Below are 24,582 nucleotides of genomic sequence, written 5' to 3' on the forward strand. Positions count from 1 at the left end.
GCCGTGCAGTGAGCGGGGTGATCACCGAGGTGATGCCCTCGGCGGCAAGGCCCGAGAACGACTGGGCCGGCCAGGGCGCCGTCCTGCTCGACATCGGAGGCGACGTGGGTGCGCTCGTGGTCGCCATGCCGGAGTCGACGCTCGGGCTCGAGGTCGAGATCCGGCCGCTCGACGGGCAGCACGTGCATGCGCACGCGCATCACCACGGGGACGGGCACACGCACGAGCACCTGGCACATGTGGCCGTCGTCGCCCGCCCGGTCGCCGAAGGGCGCCTGCCGTCGCTGGTGTTCCCGGCGCTGGAGTCGGGCCGCTACCAGCTGTTCGAGAAGGGGCGGCCCGAGGCCGTGGCCTTGTGGGTCGAGGTCACCGGAGGCGTCGTCACCACGGCCGACTGGCCGAGCTGACACCTGCAGCCGACAACCGGGAAGACGGCCCCGGGGCGGGTCACGGGTACGGAGCAATTTCCTCCGCCACACCCGTCGCCCCGGGGCCGTTGGCTCGTTGATGAGGGTGTGCACCCGCCCTGGGGGAGAGCGCACGAACGTCGTACCGAAACCCCCAGCGGGCGCGCCCGGCCGCCTCTTCTCCCTGTGTGGCCGGGCGGCCCGCTGGCCATCCTCGACGCCCGTCCGACCACCCGGAGGCCGGGGGTAGGGTCGCGCCATGGCTGAGACTCAGAGGTGGGAGTACCTTACGGCGCCGATCCTCGTGCACGCGGCGAAGCAGATCCTCGACAACTTCGGTGCCGACGGCTGGGAGCTCGTGCAGGTCGCTCCGGGGATGAACCCGGAGAACATGGTCGGCTACTTCAAGCGCCCGGTGACCGACTGATGGGCGCCGTCGAGGACCGCCTGGCCGAGCTGGGGTTGTCGGTACCCGATGTCGCCACGCCGGTGGCGTCGTACGTTCCCGCCGTGCGCACCGGGTCGTACGTCTACACCTCGGGCCAGGTGCCGATGCGTGACGGTGCGTTGATGACGACCGGAAAGGTCGGCGACGCGGTCTCGCCCGACGAGGCCGCCGCGTGCGCGCAGCAGTGCGCGTTGAACGCGATCGCCGCCGTGAAGGCCGAGATCGGCGACCTCGACGCCGTGAAGCGCGTGGTCAAGGTCGTCTGCTTCGTGGCGTCGGAGCCGGAGTTCACCGGTCAGCCGCAGGTCGCCAACGGCGCCTCCGACCTGCTGGGCAAGGCCTTCGGCGAGGCCGGCGTGCACGCGCGCTCGGCCGTCGGCGTACGGGTGCTGCCGCTGGACGCCCCGGTCGAGGTCGAGATCCTCGTCGAGGTGTAGCCGGTGCGGGTGTCGCTGCCGCCACAGCTGGTGGAGCACGCGCGGGACTTCGCCGAGGGACGTCGTACACCGGCGCAGCCGCGGGACGCCGCGACCGTGATCCTGATGCGCGCAGGCTCGGACGACCATGCAGGGCCGGACCTCTACCTCCTCCGCCGCCAGACGTCGATGGCCTTCGCAGGCGGGATGTGTGTGTTCCCGGGTGGCGGCGTCGACCCCCGCGACTTCGACAGCGCCGTCGCCTGGTCCGGGCCCGGCCCGGCGGAATGGGCGGATCGGCTCCGAACGTCCGAGGAGTTGGCGCGGGCGCTGGTCTGTGCCGCGGTCCGCGAGACGTTCGAGGAGTCGGGCGTGCTGCTCGCCGGACCGTCGGCGGCGGAGGTCGTCGCGGACACGACCGGCGACGACTGGGAGGCCGACCGGCAGGCGCTCGAGGCCAAGGCCCTGTCCTTCACGGCGTTCCTCGACCGGCGCGGGCTCGTGCTGCGCACCGACCTCCTCGGCGCCTGGTCGGGATGGTGCACGCCGGAGTTCGAGCCGCGCCGCTTCCGCACCTGGTTCTTCGTCGCCGCGTTGCCTCCCGGCCAGCTCACGCGCGACGTCTCGAGCGAGTCGTCATCGGTGGCGTGGATGTCGGCTCTCGGGGCGTGCGACTCCGTCGACGCCCACGAGCTCGGGATGATGCCGCCGACGTACGTCACCTGCCTCGAGGTCGGCCAGTACGCCGACCCCGACGCGGTGCTCGCGGCGGCGACGGGACGCGACCTGACCATGTTCACACCGGCGGTCGAGAGCGAGGGTGAGGTCGCCACCATGTCGGTGCCCGAGCGGAGCATGCCGTTGCTGGTGGCGCGCGGTGGCTGAGGCCGGCTGGACCGGCGGGACCTTCGGATCCGTGGGCACCTGCGTCCTGGCGCCCAACGCGTCGCCGATGACCCTCGACGGCACCAACACCTGGGTGCTGCGCGCTCCGGGCTCGGCGCGATCCGTCGTGATCGACCCGGGCCCCCCGGACGCCGGTCATCTCGACGCGGTGACGGACGCGGCCGGTGACGTCGCGGTGGTGCTGCTGACCCATCACCACCTCGACCACTCCGAGGCAGCACGTGGCTTCGCCGAACGGGTCGGGTGCGGCGTCCGGGCGCTGGATCCGGCGTACCGGCTGGGCTCGGAGGGGCTGGGCGAGGGCGACGTGGTCGCCGTCGACGACCTCGAGATCCGGGTCGTGGCCACCCCCGGGCACACCTCCGACTCCCTGTCGTTCGTGCTCCCCTCGGAGCGGGCCGTGCTCACCGGCGACACGGTCCTCGGCCGCGGTACGACGGTCGTCGCCCACCCCGACGGTCGGCTCGGTGCCTACCTCGGCTCCCTGGATCGTCTCCATGCGTTGGCCGAGGCCCACGAGATAGCGACGATCTGGCCCGGCCACGGGCCGGTGATCGAGTCGGCGCTGCCGGTGCTCGACTTCTACATCTCGCACCGCAAGGAGCGGCTGGCCCAGGTCCGCGACGCCCTCCGCACCGCCTGGGCCGACCCGCGCGACGACGTACCGCGCGACGACGTAACCCTGTCCCGACGCATCGTGGAGATCGTGTACGCGGACGTCGATCCCGTCCTGTGGCCCGCCGCCGAGCTCTCCGTCCGCGCCCAGCTGGACTACCTGCGTTCTGGGTGAGCTGGATGCACGGGGCGCTGTCGTATCCGCGCGATCGCGCGGTTGTGACAGTCGGCGCCGGAGAATGCACGTCCTAACGGCGCGATCGCGCTGAAATGACAGGGCTGTGGATGACGCCTGCAAGGCTCGCCTCAACCGGTCACCCTGGAGGCATGCCGGAACTCGGGATCCGTGATGGGGAGCTCTTCACGCGACAGATGCTGCGCGCCCGAGGCATCGACCCGGGGTTGGTGAGGCGCAGCGAGTTCTGCCAAGTGGTCCGATCCGTGTGGGTACGCCGAGACCAGGTGAACCAGGACACCAGAATCCGAGCGGCGTTGGCGCTTCATCCGAACGACGCCGTGGCGAGCCACTTCAGCGCCGCGAAACTGTTGGCGCTGCCCGTCCCCGAGCACCCCTTCGAGCACGTCACAGTGTTCCGTCACGAGGACCGGCGTTGGCGTCCGGAAGTCAAGCCGCACGTCACCAAGCGCCTGCGCAAGATGCTGATCATCCGAGGTATCCGGTGCACGGACCCGGTGACGACGTTCATTCAGTTGGCAGGGTCGCTCTCGCTCGTGGACCTCGTCGTGCTCGGCGACGCGATCGTCAAGCATTACAAGGTGTCGCCCTCCCGGCTGGTCAGGATGTGTCGCGAGAGCACTGACTACTACGCCGCCGCGGCCTTGCGCGCGGCTCGCTACGTCCGCCGCGGTGTCGACTCACCGATGGAGTCGCGGCTCAGGATGCTCCTCGTGCTGGCGGGACTTCCGGAGCCGAAGGTCGACGTGAGGGTCATGAACGAAGACGGCACGTGGCGCCGGCGCTACGACCTCTGCTACCCCGGCTTCAAGCTGATCATCGAGTACGACGGGCGCCAGCATGCCGATGACGTCGAGCAGTGGAACGCAGACCTCGAGCGCCGTGAAGAGCTCGACGAGGACGGGTTCCGGATCCTGGTCGTGACGGCCCGCGGAATCTTTGTCGAGCCGGCGCGCACCATCGAACGTGTCCGTCGCGCGCTGATCGCGCGTGGCTGTCAGCAGCGCCTCGTCATCGATGACGCCTGGCGCGAGCACTTCGGAGGCTGAACCCGCTCATGTCATAACGGCGCGATCGCACGGTTGTGACACTCGCACTGGCGAAATGACTGTCATAAGTGCGCGATCGCGCTGAAATGACGTCGCGCAGAGCAGCGGCCATCTACCGGGCGCGGCGGCGGAGGCGGTCGATGTCCATGATCACGACCGAGCGGGGTTCGAGGCGGAGCCAGCCGCGGGAGGCGAAGTCGGCCAGGGCCTTGTTGACGGTCTCGCGGGAGGCGCCGACCAGCTGGGCGAGCTCCTCCTGGGTGAGGTCGTGGTGGACGTGGACGCCGTCGTCGGCGGTGCGGCCGAAACGGTCGGCAAGGTCGAGCAGTGCCTTCGCGACCCGGCCCGGTACGTCGGAGAACACCAGGTCGGCGTTCACGTCGTTCGCCTTCCGCAGTCGCGACGCGATCTGGGCGAGGAGCCCGCGTGCCACCTGTGGCCGGCCCTCGAGCCACTTCAGGAGGTCCTCGTGCGAGAGCGAGGCGAACGACGCGTCGGTCACCGCCGTCACGGTCGCCGAGCGCGGCCCCGGGTCGAACAGCGACAGCTCGCCGAACATCTGGCCGGGGCCGAGGATGGCGAGGAGGTTCTCGCGGCCGTCGCTAGAGGTGCGGCCGAGCTTGATCTTGCCGTCGAGCACGATGTACAGCCGGTCACCTGAGTCGCCCTCGTGGAAGAGCACGTCACCCCGTCGCAGCCTGGTCTCGCTGAGCGAGCCACGCAGGGCGGTGGCGGCCTCGTCGTCGAGCGCACTGAACAGCGGCGCCTGACGCAGTACCTCGTTGTCCACGACGTCCTCCATCGCCCGCCGCTGCACGCCGTAGGTCGGTCGCCGCGCGTGGGACGTGCTGATCCTAGCCAGTGGCCTGGGTCACACCTACCGGACGGGCGCGCCGGTCGGGGTCGGTACGCCACCGTAGGCTGGCGGCGTGTCAGCCGTGTCCGCGCCCGAGACCCGCACCGGTCTGGTGAGGCGGGCTCGACGCATCAACCGAGCGCTGGCCGAGCACTATCCGGACGCCCGGATCGAGCTCGATTTCGACGACTCGTTCCAGCTGCTCGTCGTCACCGTGCTCAGTGCTCAGACCACCGACCGCCGGGTCAACGCCGTACGTCCGGTGCTGTTCGCGGCGTATCCCGACGCGCCGGCGATGGCCGCGGCTCCACGAGAGGACCTCGAGCAGATCGTCGGACCGCTCGGCTTCTTCCGCGCCAAGACCGACGCGCTGCTCAAGCTCAGTGCGGCCCTCGTCGAGCGGTACGACGGGAAGGTGCCGCCGCGGCTCGACGACCTGGTGACGCTCCCCGGCGTCGGCCGCAAGACGGCGAACGTCGTGCTCGGCAACGCGTTCGGTGTCCCCGGAATCACCGTCGACACCCACGTCGGCCGGCTCTGCCGTCGCTTCGGCTGGACCGAGGAGACCGACCCCGTCAAGGTCGAGCACGCCATCGGTGCGTTGTTCCCCAAGAAGGACTGGGTGATGCTCTGCCATCACCTGATCTGGCACGGCCGACGCATCTGTCACGCCAAGAAGCCGGCCTGTGGGGCGTGCCCGGTGGCGCGCTGGTGTCCGTCGTACGGCGAGGGGCCGGTCGACCCGGTGGCCGCGGCCATGCTGGTCAAGACCGAGGGCCCGGCATGAGGCGCGCGCTGCTCGTCGCCCTGGTCCTCCCGCTCCTCGCGGCCTGTGGTGCCGGCACGCCCGACGCGATCAAGCCCGGTCCGCACCAGATCGACGTCTCGAACCCACAGCTGGTGTCCTTCAAGAAGCAGACCGACATCCCGAACTGTCCCCGGGTCGGGTCGTCCGGAGTCGAGGACGGCATGCCCGGGGTCACCCTGCCCTGCCTCGGTGGTGGCCGCTCCGTCGACATGGCCGGCCTGCGCGGTCCGACGATCGTGAACTTCTGGGCGTCCTGGTGCAGCGCATGCCGCAAGGAGATGCCCGCGCTCGCGGCGTACGCCAAACACCACTCGGCGGTGCAGGTCCTCGGGATCGACTTCCTCGACCAGCAGCCCGGCGCCGCGCTCGAGCTCGCGAAGGGCAGCGACGTCGGCTACCCACTCCTCGCCGACACGAAGGGGGCGCTCGACAGGGCGAGCCCGATGCCCCACATCCCGGGTCTGCCACTGACGGTCTTCCTCGACGCCAAGGGCTCGATCGTCCACATCGAGGCCGTCGCGATGCTGACCGAGAAGGACGTCGCCGAGGCCGCGCAGAAGTACCTCGGGGCGACCGGGTGATCCCCGAGTGGCTCGAGCCCGTCGCACGGGCCGCGAAAGAGATCACGGCCGACGACCTGACGCGGTTCGTCCCGCCGGACGGCGCGGTCAGCCGTCGGGGCGCGGTGCTGCTCCTGTTCGGGTCGCAACACGACCTGCTGCTGACCGAGCGTGCCCACGACATGCGCTCCCATCCGGGGCAGGTGTCGTTCCCCGGCGGCTCCCTCGATCCCGGTGAGACCCCGCGACAGGCCGCACTGCGGGAGGCCGAGGAGGAGACCGGTCTCCGGGCGGACGGCGTCGAGGTGTTCGCGGAGCTGCCCGAGCTGTGGCTGCCGCCGAGTCAGTTCGCGGTGACCCCGATCCTCGGCTGGTGGGCCGACGAGACGCCGGTCGGCGTCGTCGACCCCGCCGAGGTCCACCAGGTCTACCGCGTGCCGATCGACGAGCTTCTCGACCCGGCCCACCGGGTCTCCGTGCGTCACCCGAGCGGCTGGGTGGGCCCGGGGTTCCTGATCGGACCGGCCCATGACGTCGTCCTCTGGGGGTTCACCGCAGGGATCATCTCCCGCCTGCTCGACTTCGTCGGCTGGACGCGACCCTGGGACGAGCGCGTGGCGCGTGACCTCCCGGCGTACATGCTGCAAGGTGGGCCCCCGGTGGTGCCCCGGCCGCCCGGTCCCGAGGAGCGCTGAGTGAACCTGCTCGACTGGGTGCTGATCGTGGTGGTCGTGCTGTACGCCGTGTCCGGCTACTGGCAGGGCTTCATCACCGGCGCCTTCGCGACCGTGGGCCTCCTGGTCGGCGGGCTGATCGGGGTCTGGGCCGCGCCCACGGCTCTGGGCAACGCGAGCCCGTCGATCATGGTCTCGCTCGCAGCCGTCTTCATCGTGATCATCTGTGCCTCGCTCGGGCAGGCGCTGTTCCAGATCGGCGGGGCGCACCTCCGGTCCAAGATCACCTGGCAGCCGGTGCGCGCGCTCGACGCCGTCGGTGGGGCCATGCTGAGCGCGGTCGCCGCCCTGCTGGTCGCCTGGGCGCTCGGGGTCGCGCTCTCGGGCTCCGGGCTGCGCGGCATCACGCCCCTCGTGCGCGACTCCAAGGTCCTGGCCGAGGTGAACAGCATCCTGCCGGCCGAGGCGAGCTCGAAGCTGTCGGCGTTCAACGACGTCGTGGGCACGACGTTCTTCCCGCGCTACCTCGAGCCGTTCGCGCCGGAGCGCATCGTCCCGGTGCCGCCCGGCCCGCGCCGGATGCTCACCGACCCCGACGTCCAGCGCGCCGCCGGTGACGTCGTCCGCATCCGCAGTACCAACCGCTGCCACCAGGGCATCGAGGGGTCGGGCTTCGTCTACGCCCCCGACCGGGTGATGACCAACGCCCACGTCGTCGCCGGCGTGAACACGCCGCTCGTCGAGCTCCACGGCAGCTCGGTGGCCGCGAAGGTCGTCTACTACAACGCCGACCTCGACGTCGCCGTGCTCTCGGTGCCGACCGGCACGGTCCGGCCGCTGAGGTTCAGCTCGGCGGCCGCGGGCGACGGCGTCGCGATCCTCGGCTTCCCGCAGAACGGCCCGTACGACGTGCAGCCGGGCCGCGTGCGAGCCGACCAGCGCCTGCGGTCGCCGGACATCTACGGCCACGGCACGGTGATCCGCGAGGTGCTGTCGCTGCGCGGTCTGATCCGGCCGGGGAACTCCGGTGGCCCGGTCGTGGACTCCGCGGGCCACGTCGTGGGCGTGGTGTTCGCGGCGTCGGTGACCAGCGACGACACCGGCTACGCGCTGTCGTCGCAGCAGGTCGGCGAGGCAGCAGCCGCAGGACGGGTCGCCTCGCGGCCGGTGTCGACCGAGGGGTGCGCGGCTTAGAGGCGGCCGGCGGCCAAGCGGGCAGCGCCGTTCGCTCCGGTCGTCCGCCACGGCTCCGGCGTATCGGACGGTCCTCGATCAGCCGCGTTTGAGGATCTGCTTGGCCTCGTTCGCCTGGGCGATGGCCTTCTCCGGCCCGCGCACCTTCTTCACCTTGCGGACCCCGATGAAGCCGAGCAGCGCGGCGATGAGCAGGTACGCCCCGAACACGATCAGGAACGCCCACTGCAGGGCGAGGCCTTCGCCGTTCCAGTTGATGAAGTAGGCGAACGCCACCGACAGCATGATCAGGCCCATCAGCGTGAAGAAGGCGGCCGCGGCGAACATCGCGATGCCGATCCCGCCGGCCTTGACACTCACCTGGACCTCGGACCTGGCGAGGCGGATCTCGTTGCGGATCAGGCTCGAGACGTCACGGCTGGCGTCGGAGACGAGTCGCCCGATGGTCGGATCGGTGTCCTGGACCGGTTCGTTCGCCACGCGCCGACCCTACAACGGCATCTCGGCGCATTCCGCGTCGGCGTTAGCCTCACCCACGTGTCCGTCGTACGTCGCATTCTGCCGCTGCCGGCGCCGGGTGAGACGGCGTTCCTGAGCGGGGTGCTCCGCTCCGAGTCGGTCGGCGGGCTGCTCGCACTCGGGGCGGCGCTGGTCGCGTTGGTCTGGGCCAACTCGCCGGCGGACTCGTCCTACCACGCGTTCATCACCTTCGACGTCGGCCCGCTCGACCTCGAGCACTGGGGTGCCGACGGGGCGCTGACGTTGTTCTTCTTCGTGGCCGGGCTCGAGCTGAAACGGGAGTTCGTGGTCGGGTCGCTGCGGCGTCCGGCAGACGCGCTGGTGCCGGTCACCGCGGCCCTGTGCGGCGTCGCCGTACCGGCTCTGCTGTACACGTTGGTCAACGTGACGGCGTCCTCGGGACGGCCGGGTGGCTGGGCGATCCCGGCGGCGACGGACATCGCCTTCGCGCTGGCGGTGCTCTCGGTCGTCGGCTCGCACCTGCCCGCCTCGTTGCGGGCGTTCCTGTTGACGCTGGCCGTGGTCGACGACCTCGTGGTGATCGTGATCATCGCCGTGGTCTTCACCGACACGGTGCACGTCGTCGACCTGCTTGCGTCTCTGGCCCTCGCGGTGCTCTGGGCGGTGCTGCAGCGGATGCGGGTCGGGTCCGGCTGGGTGTACCTGCCGATCGCGGTCGCCACGTGGTGGTTCATGCACGAGAGTGGAGTGCACGCCACCATCGCCGGCGTGCTACTCGGCCTGCTCACGCGAGTACGTCGTGACCCGGGCGAGGAGCACAGTCCGGGCGAGGTGCTCGAGCACCGGTTGTCCCCGGTGTCGGCCGCGCTCGCCGTACCGTTCTTCGCACTGGTGTCGGCCGGCGTACCGATCTCCGGCGGCGACGCGCTGCTCCACGACCCGGTGGTCATCGGCGTCCTGATCGGGCTCGTGCTGGGCAAGCCGATCGGCGTCCTGGGCGGGACCTATGTGGTCACGCGACTGACCCGGGCCGAGCTCAACGAGGACCTCACCTGGGGCCAGATGCTCGGCGTCTCCATGCTGGCCGGGATCGGCTTCACGGTCTCGCTGCTGGTCTCCGACCTGTCCTTCTCCGGCCCCGAGGCCGACGCCGCCAAGGCCGGCGTCCTCGCCGCCTCGGTGATCGCCGCCCTCCTCGGCGCCCTGGTCCTCCGCCACCCACGCCGAGTCGTTCCATGACGACTCGGCTATGACGACTCGGCGTTCCCGGCATGTGCCCGGGCGGCGACCCGGTGATCGGTACGGCGTCAGTCCTCGTCGGAGCCGGCGGCGATGCCTTCCTTGATCTTGTCCATGACGGTGGAGTCGGCGAGCGTGGTGACGTCGCCGACCTCTCGCTTCTCGGCGATGTCTCGCAGCAGACGCCGCATGATCTTGCCCGACCGGGTCTTCGGCAGCTCGGCGACCACGAGGATGGCCTTCGGCTTCGCGATCGGGCCGATCTCCTTCGACACGTGGTTGCGCAGCTCGTCGACGATGCCTTCTTCGGGCTCGCCGTCGGTCAACGCAGACTCGCGCAGGATCACGAACGCGTTGACCGCCTGCCCGGTGTCGGCGTCGTTCGCCCCCACCACCGCGGCCTCGGCGACGCTCGGGTGCGAGACCAGCGCCGACTCGATCTCGGTCGTCGAGAGCCGGTGGCCCGACACGTTCATCACGTCGTCGACCCGGCCGAGCAGCCAGATGTCGCCGTCCTCGTCGAGCTTGGCGCCGTCACCGGCGAAGTACATGCCCTCGAAGCGCGACCAGTAGGTCTCCCGGTAGCGCTCGTCGTCCCCCCAGATCGTCCGCAGCATGGCCGGCCACGGCTCGGTGATCACGAGGTAGCCGCCCGAGCCGGGTTTCACCGCGTTGCCCTCGTCGTCGACGACGACCGCCGAGACACCCGGCAGCGCCTTCATCGCCGAGCCCGGCTTGCCGGCCGTCACCCCCGGGAGCGGGCTGATCATGTGCATCCCGGTCTCGGTCTGCCACCACGTGTCGACGACCGGGGTGCGGCCGCCTCCGATCGTCTCGCGGTACCAGATGTAGGCCTCGGGGTTGATCGGCTCACCGACCGAGCCGATGATCCGCAGCGTCGACAGGTCGAACTTCTGCGGGATGTCCGCGCCCCACTTCATGAACGTGCGGATGACCGTCGGCGCGCAGTACAGCAGCGTGATCTTGTAGTCCTGGATGATCTCCCACCAGCGGCCCTTGTGCGGGGTGTCCGGCGTCCCCTCGTACATCACCGACGTGGTGCCGTTGGCGAGCGGGCCGTAGACGATGTAGGAGTGGCCGGTCACCCAGCCGATGTCGGCGGCGGTCCAGAAGACGTCGTCGTCCTTGAGGTCGAAGACCGCCCAGTGCGTCCAGGCGCAGCCGACGAGGTAGCCGGCCGTGGTGTGCAGGATGCCCTTCGGCTTGCCGGTCGTTCCCGACGTGTACATCACATAGAGCGGATGCTCGGAGTCGAAGGCCTCCGGCGTGTGGTCCTTCGAGGCACCGTCGACGGCGTCGTGCCACCACACGTCGCGGACGTCGGTCCACCCCCCCTCACCGAGGTCCTGCCCGGTACGGCGTACGACGAGCACGTTGCGGACGTCGGGGCACGACTCCAGCGCCTCGTCGACCGCCGGCTTCAACGCCGCCGGTGCTCCGCGTCGGTACCCGCCGTCGGCGGTGATCACGATCCGCGCGTCGCAGTCCTGGACGCGGTCGCGCAACGCCGTCGACGAGAAGCCGCCGAACACCACCGTGTGCGGTGCCCCCAGCCGTGCGCAGGCCAGCATCGCCACCACCGTCTCGGGGATCATCGGCATGTAGATCGCGACCCGGTCGCCCTTCTTCACGCCGAGGTCGGTCAACGCGTTGGCGGCCTGACAGACGATGTCCTTCAGCTCGGCGTAGGTGATGTCGCGGCTGTCGCCCTCCGGCTCGCCGATCCAGTGGTAGGCGACCCGGTCGCCGTTGCCGTTCTCGACATGTCGGTCGACGCAGTTGTAGGCGGCGTTGAGGGTGCCGCCGACGTACCACTTGGCGAACGGCGGGTCGTCCCAGTCGAGTGCCCGGTCCCACTTCGTCTCCCAGGTCAGCCGCTCGGCGGCCTTCTCCCAGAAGGCGACGTAGTCGCGCTCGGCCTCGTCGTACGCGTCGGCCTTCACGTTGGCATTCGCGGCGAGGTCGGCCGGCGGCTCGAACCGACGGTTCTCGTGGAGCAGGTTGGACAGGGTTTCTTGGCTCACGACTCTTTCGTCTCCTCTCGGGACTACCACGACGCCTCAACCGGGGCCGGTCCCTCCACCCTAGAGCGCGGCGGTAGGGCGCCCGGTCCCGGTTGCGAGGCCGGCTGATGTGCTCCTACGCGCGCGGTCCGACCGGCAGCACCGGGCGACCGAAGGTGGCCGCCGTGACCCCGGCGAAGGACGCGTACCAGGCCGCGATCGCGGTCAGCAGCCCGACGTACCCACCGGTCTTGGTGATGCCCGTGGACGTCGCGAACTCACCCCAGGCCAGGATCAGGAACGTGATCGTCAGCAGCACGAACACCGCCAGCACCGCGAGGTTCACCCGGGACGCGGCGACCGTCATGTAGGCGGTGAAGATGGCCCAGGCGATCAGGTACATGCCGATCGCCTTGTGCGCGTCGGCCGGCGGGAGCTCGGCCGCGTTGTGCCCGGTGAGCCACCAGTAGGAGACCCAGAAGGCGCCGAACGAGCAGAAGGCCGTGGCGCCGAAGGTGTTGCCCTTGGCGAACTCCCAGAGGCCGGCCGCGAACTGGGCGATCCCGCCGTAGGCCAACGCCATCCCGAATGCCACGGGGGTGAGGGTCTGTGGCAGCCATCCTGCGTCGACCGTCATCAGCAGGAACGTGGTGAAACCGAATGCCGCGAGGCCGAGCGGTGCGGGGTCCGCGAAGTGGGCGCCAGGTGTGCGGTGCGTGGTCGGCGCCGAAGTGGTCGCAGTGTCGGACATGAGGACTCCTGTCTCTGTCGTCGGACATGTCGTCGGACAATGCGAACGTTCGCAAAAGGGCCAGTGGGGAGGACAGGGGTGGTGCGGCGTCGTGCGGTCAGCGGCTCCGCGCGGGCGACGTACGCCGGAACGAGTGCGACGAGCGGCGCCGTTGGGACGACGAACGGTCAGGTGATGTCTGCCCCCGCGCGTCCGGGGGTCGCGGCGCGCTGCCGTCGTCGTCCGTTCGCGCCGCGCCGCGCCGGGTGGTCCTCGCCGGGCCGATAGCTGCCGCGGTCCACGTCGACCGTCTCGGGCAGGTGCAGCCGCACCATCGCTCGGCCGACATGGACCGGCACCCGGTCGTGGTCGGCGAGCGACACCCCCACCATCGTCACGAACGCGATGGGGACCGTCAGCAGCGCCGGTTGAGCGAGCAGCGCCCCGGCCCACCCGCCGAGAGACACACCCACCATGACGGCGAGGACCGCGGCCCCGGAGAGTGTGCCCCCGCCGATCAGGCCGGCGATCGCACCACGTGCGGTCAGCCCACGCCACCAGATCCCCAACAGGAGCAACGGGCAGAACGTCGATGCCGCGACCGCGAAGGCCAGTTCCACCGCGTGCGCCACCGGGAGCCCTTGGCCGACCAGCGTCAGCAGCAGCGCTCCACCCGCGGCGAGCACGCTGCCGATGCGGAAGCCGGTCACCCCGTCGAAGCGGCGGCTGAGCAGGTCTTGGCTGAGGACACCGCTGATCGAGACGACGAGCCCGGACGACGTGGACAGGAACGCCGCGAAGGCGCCGGCCGCCAGCAGGGCGGTGAGCACGGTCGCGCCGGTCCCACCCAGCACTCGGTCGGGCAGGGCGAGGACCACCGAGTCGGTGCGGCCCGATGTCACGAGGTCCGAGGCGTAGACCCGTCCCAGTGCGCCGTACGCCGTCGGCAGCAGATAGAAGAGACTCAGCAGCGCCAGCACCACCACCGTCGTACGACGAGCGGAGCGGCCGTCGTGGTTGGTGTAGAAGCGGACCACCACATGAGGCAGACCCATGGTGCCGAGGAACGTCGCGAGGATCAGCGAGTAGGTCAGGTACATCGCGTGTGGCCCCCGGAGGGGCTCCACCCAGTCCGCGCTGTGCAGGTGACGGCTCGGTGACCCGTCGTGGTGCCAGACCAGCCACAGCACCAGCGCCGGGACGAGCAGGGCGCACAGCTTGATCCAGTACTGGAACGCCTGCACGAGAGTGATGCTGCGCATGCCGCCGGCGGCGACATTGACCAGGACCACGAAGGCCACGACCACCGCACCGACCCACGTGGGGGCCCCGGTCACGGCGCGCAGGGTCAGCCCGGCGCCCTGGAACTGCGGCACCAGGTAGAGGGCGCCGATCAGGCACACCAGCCAGCTCGCGACCTGCCGGGCCGTCTGCGACTCGACCCGGAACTCCGCGAAGTCCGGCAGCGTGTAGGCGCCCGAACGGCGCAGGGGCGCGGCCACGAAGACCAGCAGCAGGAGGTAGCCCGCGGTCCAGCCGATCGGGTACCAGAGCATGTCGACGCCGCGCAGCAGCACGAGCCCGGCCACGCCGAGGAACGACGCCGCGGAGAGGTACTCGCCGCCGATCGCGGAGGCGTTCAGGAACGGGCCGACCCGCCGCGAGGCCACGAAGAAGTCACTGGTCGTGCGCGCCACGCGCAGCCCGAACGCACCCACCGCAAGCGTGCCGATGGTCACGATCGTGATCGCCAGGCCGACGGTGAGCTCTCTCATGGCCGGTCCTGGCGCTTCACGAGGTCCTCGAACGCGTCCTCGTTGCGCTCGGCGCGGCGGACGTACCAGCGGGCGAGCCAGAGCAGCCAGGGGTACACCGCGACGCCGAGCAGCAGCCACGGCAGAGGTACGCCGAGCAGGTGCAGGCGGCCGACCGGCAGCACCCGGAACGCCACCGGCAGGAGTCCGAGTGTGGCGGCGAGCAACAGCACGACGTAACCGGCGAGGCGGAGCTGGGCACGGATCAGGCTCTGCACGTAGACCTCACCGAGCCGGGTCAGCTCGTCGATCTCCGCCGCGTTGGAACGGCGTGCGCGTGACCGCGCGGCCGACGTGCGGGGGCTGGTGATCCGAACGCGGGGGATCGGCTCATCACTCACCGGCTCACGCCTCGCCGTTGCGGGTGCGGCGTACCAGGCTGCGGACGTCCGGCACGTGTCGGCGGCTCACCGGGAGCTCGATGCCCGCGACCACGACCGTGGGTCGTGCTCCACCGAGACGGACCTCGTCGACGTGGTCGAGGGACACCAGGAGGCTGCGGTGGATCCGGACGAAGCCGGCCTCGGCCCACCGTTGCTCGAGCGCGGCGAGGGGCATCCGGACGAGTGGGTTCTCGGTCGCGGTGTGGAGTCGCACGTAGTCGCCCTGGGCCGACGCGTAGCGGACCTCGGAGCGTCTGACGAAGCGGGTGACGCCTGCGAGCTCCACCGCGACCTGCTCGTCGGGGTCGTGCCCGGCGGGTTCGTCGCGGACTCGGTCGATCGCCTCACGGAGCCGGTCCTCGTGCACCGGCTTGAGCAGGTAGTCGACGGCCCGCAGGTCGAAGGCGTCGACCGCATGGTGAGCGTGAGCCGTCACGAAGACCACCGCGGGCGACTGCCGGAACTGCCGCAGGACCCGGGCCAGCTCGAGCCCGCTCAGGCCGGGCATCGCGATGTCGAGCAGCACCAGGTCGAACGCGCCGTCGCGGAGCAGTCGCAGGGCCTGCGTGGCCGAGCCGCAGGTCTGCACCTCGCTCACCCGGTCGTCGCGTCCGAGCAGGAAGGCGAGCTCGTCCAGGGCCGGCGGCTCGTCGTCGACGGCGAGCACTTTGAGGCCGTAGCCGTCGGTCATCCACGCACCCCTGCCGCGAACTTCGGCACTCGCACCGTCACCCTGGTGCCGGCGCCGGGAGCGGTCTCCACGACCAGGCCGTACTCGTCGCCGTAGGCCGACCGCAGTCGCTGGTCGACGTTGCCCAGACCGATCGAGTCCATCGACTCGTCGCCCGCGAGGGCACGGCGTACCCGGTCAGGCTCCTCGCCCACACCGTCGTCCTCGACGGTGATCACCGCCTCGTAGTCGTTGTCCTCGGCCAGGATCGTGATCGTGCCCCGGCCGTCCTGGCCCGCCAGGCCGTGTCGTACGCCGTTCTCGACCAGGGGTTGCAAGGAGAGCACGGGGATGCTCACTCCGAGCACCTCCGGGGCGATCCGCAGCAGTACGGCGAGCCGGTCGCCGAACCTGGCCTGCTCGAGCGCCAGGTAGCGCTCGATCGACCGCAGCTCGTCCTCGAGCGTGGTGTAGCTGCCGGCCCGCTGGAACGAGTGGCGGGTGAAGTCCGCGAACTGGAGGATGAGCTCGCGCGCCCGGTCGGGGTCGGTGCGGACGAACGATGCGATCGTGGTGAGCACGTTGTAGACGAAGTGCGGCGAGATCTGCGCGCGGAGGGCGCGCACCTCCGCCTCCATCCGCGAGGTGCGGGCCACGTCGAGCTCGGCGAGCTCAAGCTGGCCCGAGACCCACTGGGCCAGCTCGTCGGTGGCTCGGACGAGCCGGGCCGCCGCCGACGGGGTGAAGGCGATCAGGGTGCCGACCACCGTGTCCTCGACCGTCAGCGGCGCCACGATGGCCTGACGCAGCGGACAGCCGGGCTCGTCGCAGTCGAAGTCGCGGTGGACGCGAACCCCGGTCCGGCCCTCGCTCACGCAGCGTTCGGCGATCGGCCCGAGCAGGTCGACATGGCCGTGACGGACGCCGTACCAGGCGAGGGTGTCCGACGTGTCCGTGACGGCGACCGCCGGCGACCCGAGGAGCCGAGCGAGCGGTCGCACACAATGCTCCGCGGACGCTCGGGTGAGACCGGTGCGCAGCTCGCTGGTCATCTGGGTGGCCGTGTGCAAGGTACGGAAGGTGGCCCGGTCAGCCTCCGTGCCGAGGTAGCCGGGACGCAGGACGCGCCGCCGAGGCATGGGCCGATGGTACGGGCATCCCTCGCGGCGCCCCCCGTCGTCAGCCCTCGCGGATCAGGCGCACCGCCTCCGGGACGCCGCCGTCCCACGCGGGGCCGTGGCCGGGCAGCACCCACGTCGCGTCGACGGCTTCGATCCGGTCCAGCGACTCGCGCGCCTGGGCGGGGTCGAGGGTGAACGGCGCCGGCTTCGGCCCCTCTGCTCCGGTCAGCACGTTGCGCGTGGTCATGGCGTCGCCCAGGAACAGGGCGTCGACCGACGGCACGTGCACGGCGACGCTGCCCGGCGTGTGCCCGGGGACGTGCACGATCCGGGGAGACCCGGGTACGTCGAGCACGTCACCGTCGGCGACCGTGACGACCTCGGTCACCGGCGGTATGCGGAAGCCGCCGTTGCGAGCGGAGTACCAGAGGAATCCCGCGAGGGGTCCGACCTTCACCCGGCCCCAGCCACGGTTCGGCTTCTTCACCTCGAGCCGTGCGCGCTCGACGTCGGACTCGTGGACGTGGGCGCGGATCCCGTGCTCGTGGTGCAGCCACGACGCGAACCCGATGTGGTCGGAGTCGCCGTGGGTGAGCACGAGGGCAGAGATGTCGTCGAGCGATCGACCGATCGAGGCCAGCTCCTGCTCGAGCAGGCGGCCGTAGCGGGGGAGACCGGCGTCGACGACGGTGATGCCGTCGGCGGTGACGACGAGGTAGCTGTTGACGATCGAGCTGTGGGGGCCGGAACCGATCCGGTGGAGGCCGGCGGCGATCTGCATGGCGTGTGCTCCTGTTCGGATGGCGTTCTGAAGGCTATAGTAGCTAGCCTTGAAGGCTAAAAGCAATAGCCAAGGAGGAACGCGATGCCTGCACCGGCGCGGACCTCGACCGCCGCGGTCGTCGCGGCCGGCCGGGCGATCGTGGAGACCGACGGGGTCGAGGCGCTGACCATGCAGCGGGTGGCGGACGCCGTCGGCATCCGTGCGCCGTCGCTGTACAAGCGGGTGGGCAGCCGGTCCGAGCTCGTGCGGATGGTGGCCGACGAGGTCGCCCTCGACCTGGCGCAGGCCCTCGACCGGGCGACCGGCAGTGGTGACCCCGAGGCCGACCTCCGCGCCGTGACCACGGCGTTCCGGTCCTTCGCCCGCCGCAACCCCGCGTCGTACCCCTTGGTCTTCGAGCCGGGCGCCGGTGGCGTCTCGCCTGAGGCGCGCGACCGGGCGAGCGCGACGGTCCTGGAGGTGGCGCGCGCGTTCGCCGGGGAGCGGGACGCCCTGTCGGCCGCCCGGACGGTCGTGGCGTGGGCGCAGGGGTTCGTCACGATGGAGCTGAGTGGCGCGTTCCAGCTCGGCGGAGACGTCGACGAGGCGTGGGAGTACGGCGTGAGCGGCCTCGCGCGGGCCCTCCGGCGTTGAGACAGGGTCAGCGGAAGTCGATCAGGAGCATGTCGTCGTCCGGCCCGTCGGCGGGCGGGTCGTCGCCGGACCTTCCTTCGTCATCACTCCCGCCGTCACCCCTGTCGGCCGGTGGCCGGTCGAGGACGTCGGCGCGGAAGCACCGGGTGACGTAGGGCAGCTGCATGCCGTCCATGCCGCGGCCGAACTCGTCGTAGAACGCGAGCACTTCGGCCAGCTTGGCGGCACGCGCCTCCTCGTCGAGCACCGCGACGTTCGAGCGGGAGAGCACGAGGTCCTGGACGCTCTGCCGGTCGATGGTCTGCCAGTGCGTGAACTCGCGGTCCTCGACGAAGCCGAACAGCTCGCTGAAGATCAGCGCCTCGGCCGGGTCGCGCAGCTGCTCCTGGGTGCCGATGATCGCGCCGAGCCGGCGGACCCACGGGATCTTCTCGTTCCGGGTGTTCCAGACCAGGCAGAGCCGGCCGCCGGGCCGGAGCACGCGAGCGACCTCCGGCAGGGCGCGGCCGAGGTCGAACCAGTGGAAGGCCTGGGCGGCGATGACCGCGTCGACGGAGGCGTCCCCGAGCGGGATGTCCTCGGCGCTGGCCTGCGCGGTGCGGGCGCCGGGCACCTCCTTCTCGAGGATCTGCAGCATCGCCGCGTCGGGGTCGGTCGCCTGGACGTCGTGGCCGAGGTCGGTCAGGACCCGGGTGAGCTTGCCCGTGCCGGCGCCCAGCTCGAGGACGGTCAGCGGGTGCTCGCCCAGCATCCAGCGGACGGCCTCGGAGGGGTACGTCGGGCGACCCCGCTCGTAGGCATCGGCCACGCCGCCGAACGAGTGCGCCCAGTCGGGCTCGTGCTCGGCGTTCCCCGTGGGTGGCTGCTCGTCGCTCATCGGTCCGAGGCTACCCGGCAGGAGCTCCCTGGTTAGGGTGCCGGGCGTGGAGCGTCTGGACGATGTCGAGCAGCTCGAGGGGGTCGGGTCCGGCTTCGCAGCGGCTCGCGACGGGATCGACACCATGCTGCGCGACCGCGGGCTGCGACGTACCTCGCCGGACCTGACCACCGAGTCGCTCCTGCGTGGTGCAGGTGCGAGCGCAGAGCTGGCCGGCTCCGCCTCCACGACCGACGACATCCGGTCCGGCCGCGGCGACGCGATCGCCCAGGCGGCGCTCCGGGTGTCGGTCGAGCTGCTCGGTCTCGTTCCCGTCTTCTCGCGGACACCCCTGCAGGCGCTGGCCAGGCTGCACGCGCTCGCGGCGGCCGGGTCGGTGCCCGATGACGAGGTCGGCCGGCCGCGGTCCGCCGAGGCGGCCGCGCGGCTGCGAGAGATCGTCGGCGTGCTCGGGCTGGGTCGACCGGCCCTGATCACCGCGGCCCTGGTCCATGCCGAGCTGGCCACCGCGGAGCCCTTCGGGTCGGCCGACGGTCTGGTCGCGCGGGCCGCCGAACGCCTGGTGCTGGTCAGCAGCGGGGTCGACGCCAAGTCGCTGGTCGTGCCGGAGGCGGGCCACCTCGCCCTGCGGCCGGCGTACGAGTCGAACCTGCGGGCGTACGCCGGTGGTGGCCGCGGTGGGATCCGGGCCTGGCTGCTCTACTGCACCGAGGCGTACGCCGCCGGTGCCGAGGCGAGCCCGCTGCGTGACGGGTGAGAATGCGAGCGGCACCCGAGGGGTCGGGTGCCGCCGCTGACACGCGAACCCGGCTACCAAGCGTGCATCTACCTAGTGGCAGCCTCGGGAGGATCCCGATGACGTGCGCCCTGAAAGAAGGGTGGATCGCCGCGTGGGTACCCGGCTCGCGTGCTGATCTTCAGTTGCTACGTCCTGTGTACGCCGGTCCGGCGGGCCGGGCAACCCCTTGACAATGAGCCGCCCCTTTGGGTGCGCGTGTCGCCGACCGATCGGACGGTCATTGCTCACGCACCGAGCCGACGTCGGCGGTTGAGCCAGATCGCCCCGCCGACCGTGAGGGCCGTGCCGACGGTGATGGCTGCCAGGGTCGGCTTGACCGGGATGCGGCTGCGCAAGGTGACCGGGCGCGTGAACTGCAGGATCGGCCAACCCCTGGAGGCAGCGAGCCTGCGGAGCTCCTTGTCGGGGTTGACCGCGTGGGGATGACCGACTGCCTCGAGCATCGGGGCGTCGGTGATCGAGTCGCTGTAGGCGAAGCACTGCTCGAGGTCGTAGCCGCGCTCGGCGGCCATCGCCTCGATCGCGCGCGCCTTCTCCTCGGCGTACGCGTAGTAGTCGATCTCTCCGGTGTACTTGCCGTCGACGATCTCGAGGCGGCTGGCGATGACGTCATCGGCGCCGAGCAGCTCGCCGATCGGCTCCACGACCTCGGCCCCGCTGGCGGAGACGACCACGACGTCGCGGCCGGCCGCGTGGTGCTCCTCCATCAGCGAGACGGCCTCGTCGTACACGATCGGGTCGACCACGTGGTGCAGCGTCTCGGCCACGATCTCCTTGACCGTCTCGACGTCCCAGCCCTCGACGAGCTGCGACATGAAGGCCCGGATCTTCTCCATCTGGTCGTGGTCGGCGCCACCGACGAGGTAGACGAACTGGGCGTACGCCGAGCGCAGCATCGCGCCGCGGGTGATCAGGCCACCGGCCTGGAACGGCTTGGAGAACGCCAGCGAGCTCGACTTGGCGATGATCGTCTTGTCGAGGTCGAAGAACGCCGCGGACCGGTCATGGACGCGGCCCGGAACGGCGGATCCGCGGCTGCCGGCCATGTCTCCATGGTAGGTGTCGGGATCCCCCCCGGACCGGCGATCGTCCACAGTCGCGGTCGGTGCGTCCCTCGTCCACAGGATCGGCCGGGAGGCCGCTCGGGCGTCCTCAGGGCGCGGCAGCGTGAGGGCATGACCGCACCGCTGTTCGTCACCGCCGACGAGTCCCTGCTCGACGAGCTGCTCCGCCTCGCGGCCGCGGCGGGCACCACGCCCGAGGTGGCGCACGACGTACCGGCGGCGCTGCGCGCATGGCTCAAGGCGCCGCTGGTGCTCGTGGGCGAGGACCTCGCCGTGCCCATGGCGCGCGCCGCACCGACGCGCCGCGACGCGGTCTTCGTCGTGCTCACCGCGCCCGTGCCGGACCGCGTCTTCCAGGTGGCGCTGGCGCTGGGCGCCGAGAGCGTGGCCGAGCTGCCCCGGTCGGAGGGCTGGCTCGTCGAGCGGCTGACCGACGTGGTCGACGCCGGGCCGGCGCGTGGCCTGACGATCGGCGTGGTCGGCGGCAGCGGTGGGTCGGGGGCGACGATCTTCGCCTGCGCGCTCGCGCAGGTCGCGGCCCGCGGCGGACCCTCCGTCGTGGTCGACGCCGACCCGCTGGGGCCGGGTGTCGACCGCGTCCTCGGGCTCGACCTGGTCGACGGCGTGCGGTGGGACGCCCTCGGCCACACGACGGGCCGGCTGAGCGCCCGGGCCCTTCGCGACTCGCTTCCGCGCCGCGAGGGCATGGCCGCTCTCAGCTGGTTCGGCGGGGCCCAGCCGCGACGTCTCCAGCCCTTCGCCGCGCGCGAGGCGTTGTCGGCGGCACGTCGCGGTCACGACACCGTCGTGATCGACCTGCCTCGGGCCGCCGACCCGTTGGTCGACGAGATCGCCGCCCGGTGCGACCAGGTGCTCGTGACCGTGGTGACCACGGTGGCGGGGGTGGCGGCGGCGATGCGCCTGTGCGGTCGGTTCCCTGACCCGGGCGCCTTGGGGCTCGTCGTTCGCGGGTCGGGGATGGACGACGAGACCCTCGCGCGGGTGGTCGGGTCGCCGGTGGTCCAACGGATGGGTGACCAACGTGGGCTCGCGGAGTCGATCGACCTGGGGCTCGGCCCGGTGCGGTCCCGGCGCGGTCCGCTCGGCCGCGCGGCCATCCGGGTCCTCGCCTCGCTAGGCGACCGGATCCCTCGCGCGGCGTGATGGCCCTCGACACCGCTCTCGTCGAGGAGGTCCGCGAGCGCCTGGCTCGCGACCCGGGGGAGATGACTCCTCACCGGGTGGCCGAGGCGCTGCGGGCCTCCGGCCGACCGGTCGGCGACGCGACGGTGCTCGCCGTGCACGAGGCGCTCCGTCGTGACGTGGTCGGCGCCGGACCGCTCGAGCCGCTGCTCCGCGGTCCCGACGTGACCGACGTGTTGGTCAACGGCCCCGACGACGTCTACGTCGACCGCGGACACGGTCTGGAGCGGGCCGAGGTCGGCTTCCCGAGCGACGAGGCCGTACGCCGCCTCGCGCAGCGGCTTGCCGCCTCGGGTGGCCGCCGGCTCGACGACGCCACGCCGCATGTCGACGTGCGCCTGCGTGACGGCACCCGGTTTCACGCAGTGCTCGCGCCGCTCGCCCGGCCCGGCACCCTGCTGTCGCTGCGCGTGCCGCACCACCGGGTGCTGTCCGTCGACGACCTGCTCGTCGCCGGGACCCTCACCGAGCACGGGGCTCGTCTGCTCCGACTGATCGTCGAGCGCCGGTTGGCGTTCCTGGTCAGCGGCGGCACCGGGTCCGGCAAGACCACCCTGCTGAACACCCTGCTCTCGCTGGTGCCGGCCGGCCAGCGGCTGGTGCTGGTCGAGGACGCCAGCGAGCTCCGCCCCGAGCATCCGCACGTCGTGGGCCTGGAGGCCCGGCCGCCGAACATCGAGGGTGCCGGTGAGGTGACCCTGCGGACGCTGGTCCGCCAGGCCCTGCGGATGCGCCCGGATCGGCTCGTGGTCGGCGAGGTCCGCGGCGCGGAGGTGGTGGAGCTCCTCGCTGCCCTCAACACCGGACACGAGGGTGGCTGCGGCACCATCCACGCGAACTCCGCGCGCGACGTACCGGCCCGGGTGGAGGCGCTTGCCCTCGCGGCCGGCCTCGGCCGCGAGGCCGCGCACAGCCAGCTCCTGGCCGGCGTCGATGCCGTGCTCCATCTCGGCCGTCACGTCGACGGCCAACGTGTCCTGCGTGAGGTGGCGGTCCCGAGCCGGCGTCGCGATGGGCTGGCCGAGATGCTGACCGCGGTGTCCTTCCCCGGCGGCGGTCGGGTCGTGACCGGCGCGGGTGAGGCATCGCTCGCCACCCGGCTGGCGTCGTGAGCGCCGCGGTCCTGGCGGCCGTGACGGGCGGTGCCGCAGTCTGGCTGCTCTGGCCGGGGATCCCGTCCGTGGCACACCGTGGCCACGATCAGACACGTGCCTGGATCCCACTGCCGGTCGCCGTGCTGCTCGTCGGGCTGCTCGTCGGGCTGCTCGTCGTGATGCTGGCGCTGCCGCGGGACCTGGTCGCGCCGAGCCTGGTCGTCGCCGCGGGGGCCTGGGGTGCGCGGCTGCTCTGGCGCCGTCGTACTGCTGCGCGACTGGCCGAGACGAACTCCGGACGGATGGTCGAGGTCTGCGACCTGCTCGCCGCGGAGCTCTCCGCCGGACGCCCGACCGAGGCCGCGTTGGACGATGCTGCGGCTGCCTGGTCGGTGATCCGCCCGGTCGCCGAGGCCTGTCGTCTCGGCGGCGACGTCCCGGCTGCCTTCCGCGAGGCGTCGTACACGCCGGGGGCCCGCGGACTACGACTCCTGGCCGGTGCCTGGGCGGTGTCGCAGCGGACGGGTGGCGGGCTCGGAGCCGCGACTCGTCGGGCCGCCGACGCCGTACGCCGCGAGCAGGCCACGCGTCGGGTGGTGGCGGGGGAGCTGGCGTCGGCGCGGGCCACCGCGAGGCTGGTGGCGGGCCTGCCGGTCGTCGCGCTGCTGATGGGCAGCGGTGCCGGCGCCGACCCGTGGGCGTTCCTGTTCGGCACACCCTGGGGTTGGGCCTGCCTCGCCGCCGGTGGTGCGACGGGTTTCGCGGGCCTGTGGTGGATAGAGCTGATCGCTCGCGAGGTCGACGCATGAGCATCGGGCCCGACGGGTTGTTGGCGGCGGGGCTGTCGGCCCTGGTCGTGGTGATCGCCCTACCGCCGCGTGCTCGGTGGCCCCGCGAGCCGGGTGACGTCGTGCCGCGGCCGCCTGACGACCCGGGTTGGCTGCACCGTTGGCGCTGGCTCTGGGCATCGCTGGCGGGTGTTGGAGGCGCGACGTTCGTCTCCGGACCGTGGGGTGTCCCGGCCGCACTGGTGGCCGGTGCCGCGACATGGGCATGGATCCGTCGCGCCGAGCCCACGACCGCCCGCCGCCGCCGCGAGGCGGCCGCACGTGAGCTCCCGGGTCTCGTGCACCTGCTGGCGACTGCGCTCGACTCCGGTTGCGACATCACCGACGCGCTGCGGCTCGCCTGTGAGGCGCTGCCCGGCGCGGCGGCGGACGTGCTGGGCGCCGCTTCTGCTCGACTGGCGCTCGGGGCGGGCCCGGAGACCGCCTGGCGTCCGATCGTCGACCATCCGGAGCTCGCGCCGCTCGGACGTTCGATGTTGCGAGCGCACCGGTCCGGGTCCTCGGTGACGCACGAGGTCGCCCGGCTGGCCGACGAGCTCGACGATCGAACTCGGGTGCGGGTCGAGGAGCGCGCACGTGCGGTGGGCGTGAAAGCAGCGGTGCCCCTGGGCATCTGCCTGCTCCCGTCGTTCCTGCTGATCGGCGTGGTCCCGCTCGTGGCCGCCCTGCTGCGCTCCCTGTCCCTCTGAG

Annotated in this window: 28 protein-coding genes; 17 read left to right on the forward strand and 11 right to left on the reverse strand. The window is 71.6% G+C overall.

The features are described from left to right. The first annotated feature begins 8 nt into the window (after positions 1-8). The 6 genes from VGJ24_RS13070 to VGJ24_RS13095 all read left to right on the forward strand — a co-directional run bounded on the left by VGJ24_RS13070 (position 9) and on the right by VGJ24_RS13095 (position 4,037). Positions 9-407, forward strand: coding sequence for a hypothetical protein (locus VGJ24_RS13070; RefSeq protein ID WP_331501063.1), 399 nt, complete (start codon positions 9-11; stop codon positions 405-407). A 259-nt stretch (positions 408-666) separates the two neighbouring features. Beyond that, on the forward strand, positions 667-834 hold the full coding sequence (locus tag VGJ24_RS13075; protein ID WP_331501064.1) for a DUF4177 domain-containing protein: 168 nt from the start codon (positions 667-669) through the stop codon (positions 832-834). Continuing rightward, the gene (locus VGJ24_RS13080; protein WP_331501065.1) at positions 834-1,292 is read left to right on the forward strand and encodes a RidA family protein; all 459 of its coding nucleotides are present in this window, start codon (positions 834-836) and stop codon (positions 1,290-1,292) included. Before VGJ24_RS13075 ends, VGJ24_RS13080 begins: the two co-directional genes overlap by 1 nt. Before the next feature lie 3 nt (positions 1,293-1,295). After that, positions 1,296-2,156 (forward strand): NUDIX hydrolase, encoded by an 861-nt coding sequence (locus tag VGJ24_RS13085; protein ID WP_331501066.1) that lies wholly within the window; start codon positions 1,296-1,298, stop codon positions 2,154-2,156. Positions 2,157-2,187: 31 nt separating this feature from the next. Next, positions 2,188-2,967 carry an MBL fold metallo-hydrolase gene (locus tag VGJ24_RS13090; RefSeq protein ID WP_331501067.1) on the forward strand — a complete coding sequence of 260 codons (780 nt, stop codon included), beginning with the start codon at positions 2,188-2,190 and terminating at the stop codon, positions 2,965-2,967. 152 nt (positions 2,968-3,119) lie between these two features. Next, positions 3,120-4,037 (forward strand): endonuclease domain-containing protein, encoded by a 918-nt coding sequence (locus tag VGJ24_RS13095; protein WP_331501068.1) that lies wholly within the window; start codon positions 3,120-3,122, stop codon positions 4,035-4,037. 112 nt (positions 4,038-4,149) lie between these two features. Here VGJ24_RS13095 and VGJ24_RS13100 read toward each other — a convergent pair whose 3' ends face one another. Next, positions 4,150-4,839, reverse strand: a complete 690-nt coding sequence (locus VGJ24_RS13100; protein WP_331501069.1) for a Crp/Fnr family transcriptional regulator — start codon at positions 4,837-4,839, stop codon at positions 4,150-4,152. 136 nt (positions 4,840-4,975) lie between these two features. On the opposite strand from VGJ24_RS13100, the gene nth reads away from it, so the two are divergent. The 4 genes from nth to VGJ24_RS13120 are packed head-to-tail and all read left to right on the forward strand — an operon-like array spanning position 4,976 to position 8,129. Then, positions 4,976-5,680, forward strand: a complete 705-nt coding sequence (gene nth, locus VGJ24_RS13105) for an endonuclease III (RefSeq protein ID WP_414691076.1) — start codon at positions 4,976-4,978, stop codon at positions 5,678-5,680. Continuing rightward, positions 5,677-6,282: a TlpA disulfide reductase family protein gene (locus tag VGJ24_RS13110; RefSeq protein ID WP_331501071.1), complete on the forward strand. Its 606-nt coding sequence runs from the start codon at positions 5,677-5,679 to the stop codon at positions 6,280-6,282. The genes nth and VGJ24_RS13110 overlap by 4 nt, the downstream gene beginning before the upstream one ends. After that, entirely contained in the window at positions 6,279-6,956 is a 678-nt protein-coding gene (locus tag VGJ24_RS13115; protein ID WP_331501072.1) for a CoA pyrophosphatase, read from the forward strand. The genes VGJ24_RS13110 and VGJ24_RS13115 overlap by 4 nt, the downstream gene beginning before the upstream one ends. Continuing rightward, positions 6,957-8,129: a MarP family serine protease gene (locus VGJ24_RS13120; RefSeq protein ID WP_331501073.1), complete on the forward strand. Its 1,173-nt coding sequence runs from the start codon at positions 6,957-6,959 to the stop codon at positions 8,127-8,129. It abuts the gene before it with no gap. 78 nt (positions 8,130-8,207) lie between these two features. Here VGJ24_RS13120 and VGJ24_RS13125 read toward each other — a convergent pair whose 3' ends face one another. Beyond that, positions 8,208-8,609 (reverse strand): phage holin family protein, encoded by a 402-nt coding sequence (locus VGJ24_RS13125; protein WP_331501074.1) that lies wholly within the window; start codon positions 8,607-8,609, stop codon positions 8,208-8,210. Between the two features lie 57 nt (positions 8,610-8,666). Between VGJ24_RS13125 and nhaA the strand changes: the two genes are divergently transcribed. Beyond that, the gene (nhaA, locus tag VGJ24_RS13130; RefSeq protein ID WP_331501075.1) at positions 8,667-9,848 is read left to right on the forward strand and encodes a Na+/H+ antiporter NhaA; all 1,182 of its coding nucleotides are present in this window, start codon (positions 8,667-8,669) and stop codon (positions 9,846-9,848) included. A 68-nt stretch (positions 9,849-9,916) separates the two neighbouring features. On the opposite strand, the gene acs is transcribed toward nhaA, so the two are convergent. From acs to VGJ24_RS13165, 7 genes are all read right to left on the reverse strand, one after another. Further along, positions 9,917-11,893 carry an acetate--CoA ligase gene (gene acs / locus VGJ24_RS13135; protein ID WP_331501076.1) on the reverse strand — a complete coding sequence of 659 codons (1,977 nt, stop codon included), beginning with the start codon at positions 11,891-11,893 and terminating at the stop codon, positions 9,917-9,919. A gap of 115 nt (positions 11,894-12,008) precedes the next feature. Next, positions 12,009-12,623, reverse strand: coding sequence for an acetate uptake transporter (locus VGJ24_RS13140; RefSeq protein ID WP_331501077.1), 615 nt, complete (start codon positions 12,621-12,623; stop codon positions 12,009-12,011). A gap of 167 nt (positions 12,624-12,790) precedes the next feature. Next, positions 12,791-14,377 (reverse strand): cation acetate symporter, encoded by a 1,587-nt coding sequence (locus VGJ24_RS13145; protein WP_331501078.1) that lies wholly within the window; start codon positions 14,375-14,377, stop codon positions 12,791-12,793. Further along, a complete protein-coding gene (locus VGJ24_RS13150) occupies positions 14,374-14,757 on the reverse strand; it encodes a hypothetical protein (RefSeq protein WP_331501079.1) in 384 nt (127 codons plus the stop codon). The genes VGJ24_RS13145 and VGJ24_RS13150 overlap by 4 nt, the downstream gene beginning before the upstream one ends. A gap of 4 nt (positions 14,758-14,761) precedes the next feature. After that, positions 14,762-15,490: a LytTR family DNA-binding domain-containing protein gene (locus VGJ24_RS13155; protein ID WP_331501080.1), complete on the reverse strand. Its 729-nt coding sequence runs from the start codon at positions 15,488-15,490 to the stop codon at positions 14,762-14,764. Beyond that, positions 15,487-16,608, reverse strand: coding sequence for a sensor histidine kinase (locus VGJ24_RS13160; protein ID WP_331501081.1), 1,122 nt, complete (start codon positions 16,606-16,608; stop codon positions 15,487-15,489). Before VGJ24_RS13160 ends, VGJ24_RS13155 begins: the two co-directional genes overlap by 4 nt. Before the next feature lie 40 nt (positions 16,609-16,648). Continuing rightward, entirely contained in the window at positions 16,649-17,371 is a 723-nt protein-coding gene (locus VGJ24_RS13165) for an MBL fold metallo-hydrolase (RefSeq protein WP_331501082.1), read from the reverse strand. An 84-nt stretch (positions 17,372-17,455) separates the two neighbouring features. Between VGJ24_RS13165 and VGJ24_RS13170 the strand changes: the two genes are divergently transcribed. Beyond that, positions 17,456-18,007 carry a TetR-like C-terminal domain-containing protein gene (locus tag VGJ24_RS13170; RefSeq protein WP_331501083.1) on the forward strand — a complete coding sequence of 184 codons (552 nt, stop codon included), beginning with the start codon at positions 17,456-17,458 and terminating at the stop codon, positions 18,005-18,007. A 7-nt stretch (positions 18,008-18,014) separates the two neighbouring features. Here VGJ24_RS13170 and VGJ24_RS13175 read toward each other — a convergent pair whose 3' ends face one another. Continuing rightward, a complete protein-coding gene (locus VGJ24_RS13175) occupies positions 18,015-18,884 on the reverse strand; it encodes a class I SAM-dependent methyltransferase (protein ID WP_331501084.1) in 870 nt (289 codons plus the stop codon). Between the two features lie 46 nt (positions 18,885-18,930). Here VGJ24_RS13175 and VGJ24_RS13180 point away from each other — a divergent pair, with 46 nt between their 5' ends. Continuing rightward, on the forward strand, positions 18,931-19,641 hold the full coding sequence (locus VGJ24_RS13180) for an oxidoreductase (RefSeq protein ID WP_331501085.1): 711 nt from the start codon (positions 18,931-18,933) through the stop codon (positions 19,639-19,641). A 266-nt stretch (positions 19,642-19,907) separates the two neighbouring features. Here the strand turns inward: VGJ24_RS13180 and VGJ24_RS13185 are convergent, their stop codons facing one another. Then, the gene (locus VGJ24_RS13185; RefSeq protein ID WP_331501086.1) at positions 19,908-20,729 is read right to left on the reverse strand and encodes an HAD family hydrolase; all 822 of its coding nucleotides are present in this window, start codon (positions 20,727-20,729) and stop codon (positions 19,908-19,910) included. A 129-nt stretch (positions 20,730-20,858) separates the two neighbouring features. Here VGJ24_RS13185 and ssd point away from each other — a divergent pair, with 129 nt between their 5' ends. The 4 genes from ssd to VGJ24_RS13205 are packed head-to-tail and all read left to right on the forward strand — an operon-like array spanning position 20,859 to position 24,581. Then, positions 20,859-21,911, forward strand: coding sequence for a septum site-determining protein Ssd (gene ssd, locus VGJ24_RS13190; protein ID WP_331501087.1), 1,053 nt, complete (start codon positions 20,859-20,861; stop codon positions 21,909-21,911). After that, positions 21,911-23,062 carry a TadA family conjugal transfer-associated ATPase gene (locus tag VGJ24_RS13195; RefSeq protein WP_331501088.1) on the forward strand — a complete coding sequence of 384 codons (1,152 nt, stop codon included), beginning with the start codon at positions 21,911-21,913 and terminating at the stop codon, positions 23,060-23,062. Before ssd ends, VGJ24_RS13195 begins: the two co-directional genes overlap by 1 nt. Further along, complete coding sequence (locus VGJ24_RS13200) at positions 23,059-23,853, forward strand: type II secretion system F family protein (protein WP_331501089.1); 795 nt, start codon at positions 23,059-23,061, stop codon at positions 23,851-23,853. Before VGJ24_RS13195 ends, VGJ24_RS13200 begins: the two co-directional genes overlap by 4 nt. Further along, positions 23,850-24,581, forward strand: a complete 732-nt coding sequence (locus VGJ24_RS13205) for a type II secretion system F family protein (protein ID WP_331501090.1) — start codon at positions 23,850-23,852, stop codon at positions 24,579-24,581. Before VGJ24_RS13200 ends, VGJ24_RS13205 begins: the two co-directional genes overlap by 4 nt. Position 24,582 lies beyond the last annotated feature (1 nt).

The sequence above is a fragment of the Nocardioides sp. genome, assembly GCF_036493135.1.
Lineage (GTDB): Bacteria > Actinomycetota > Actinomycetes > Propionibacteriales > Nocardioidaceae > Nocardioides.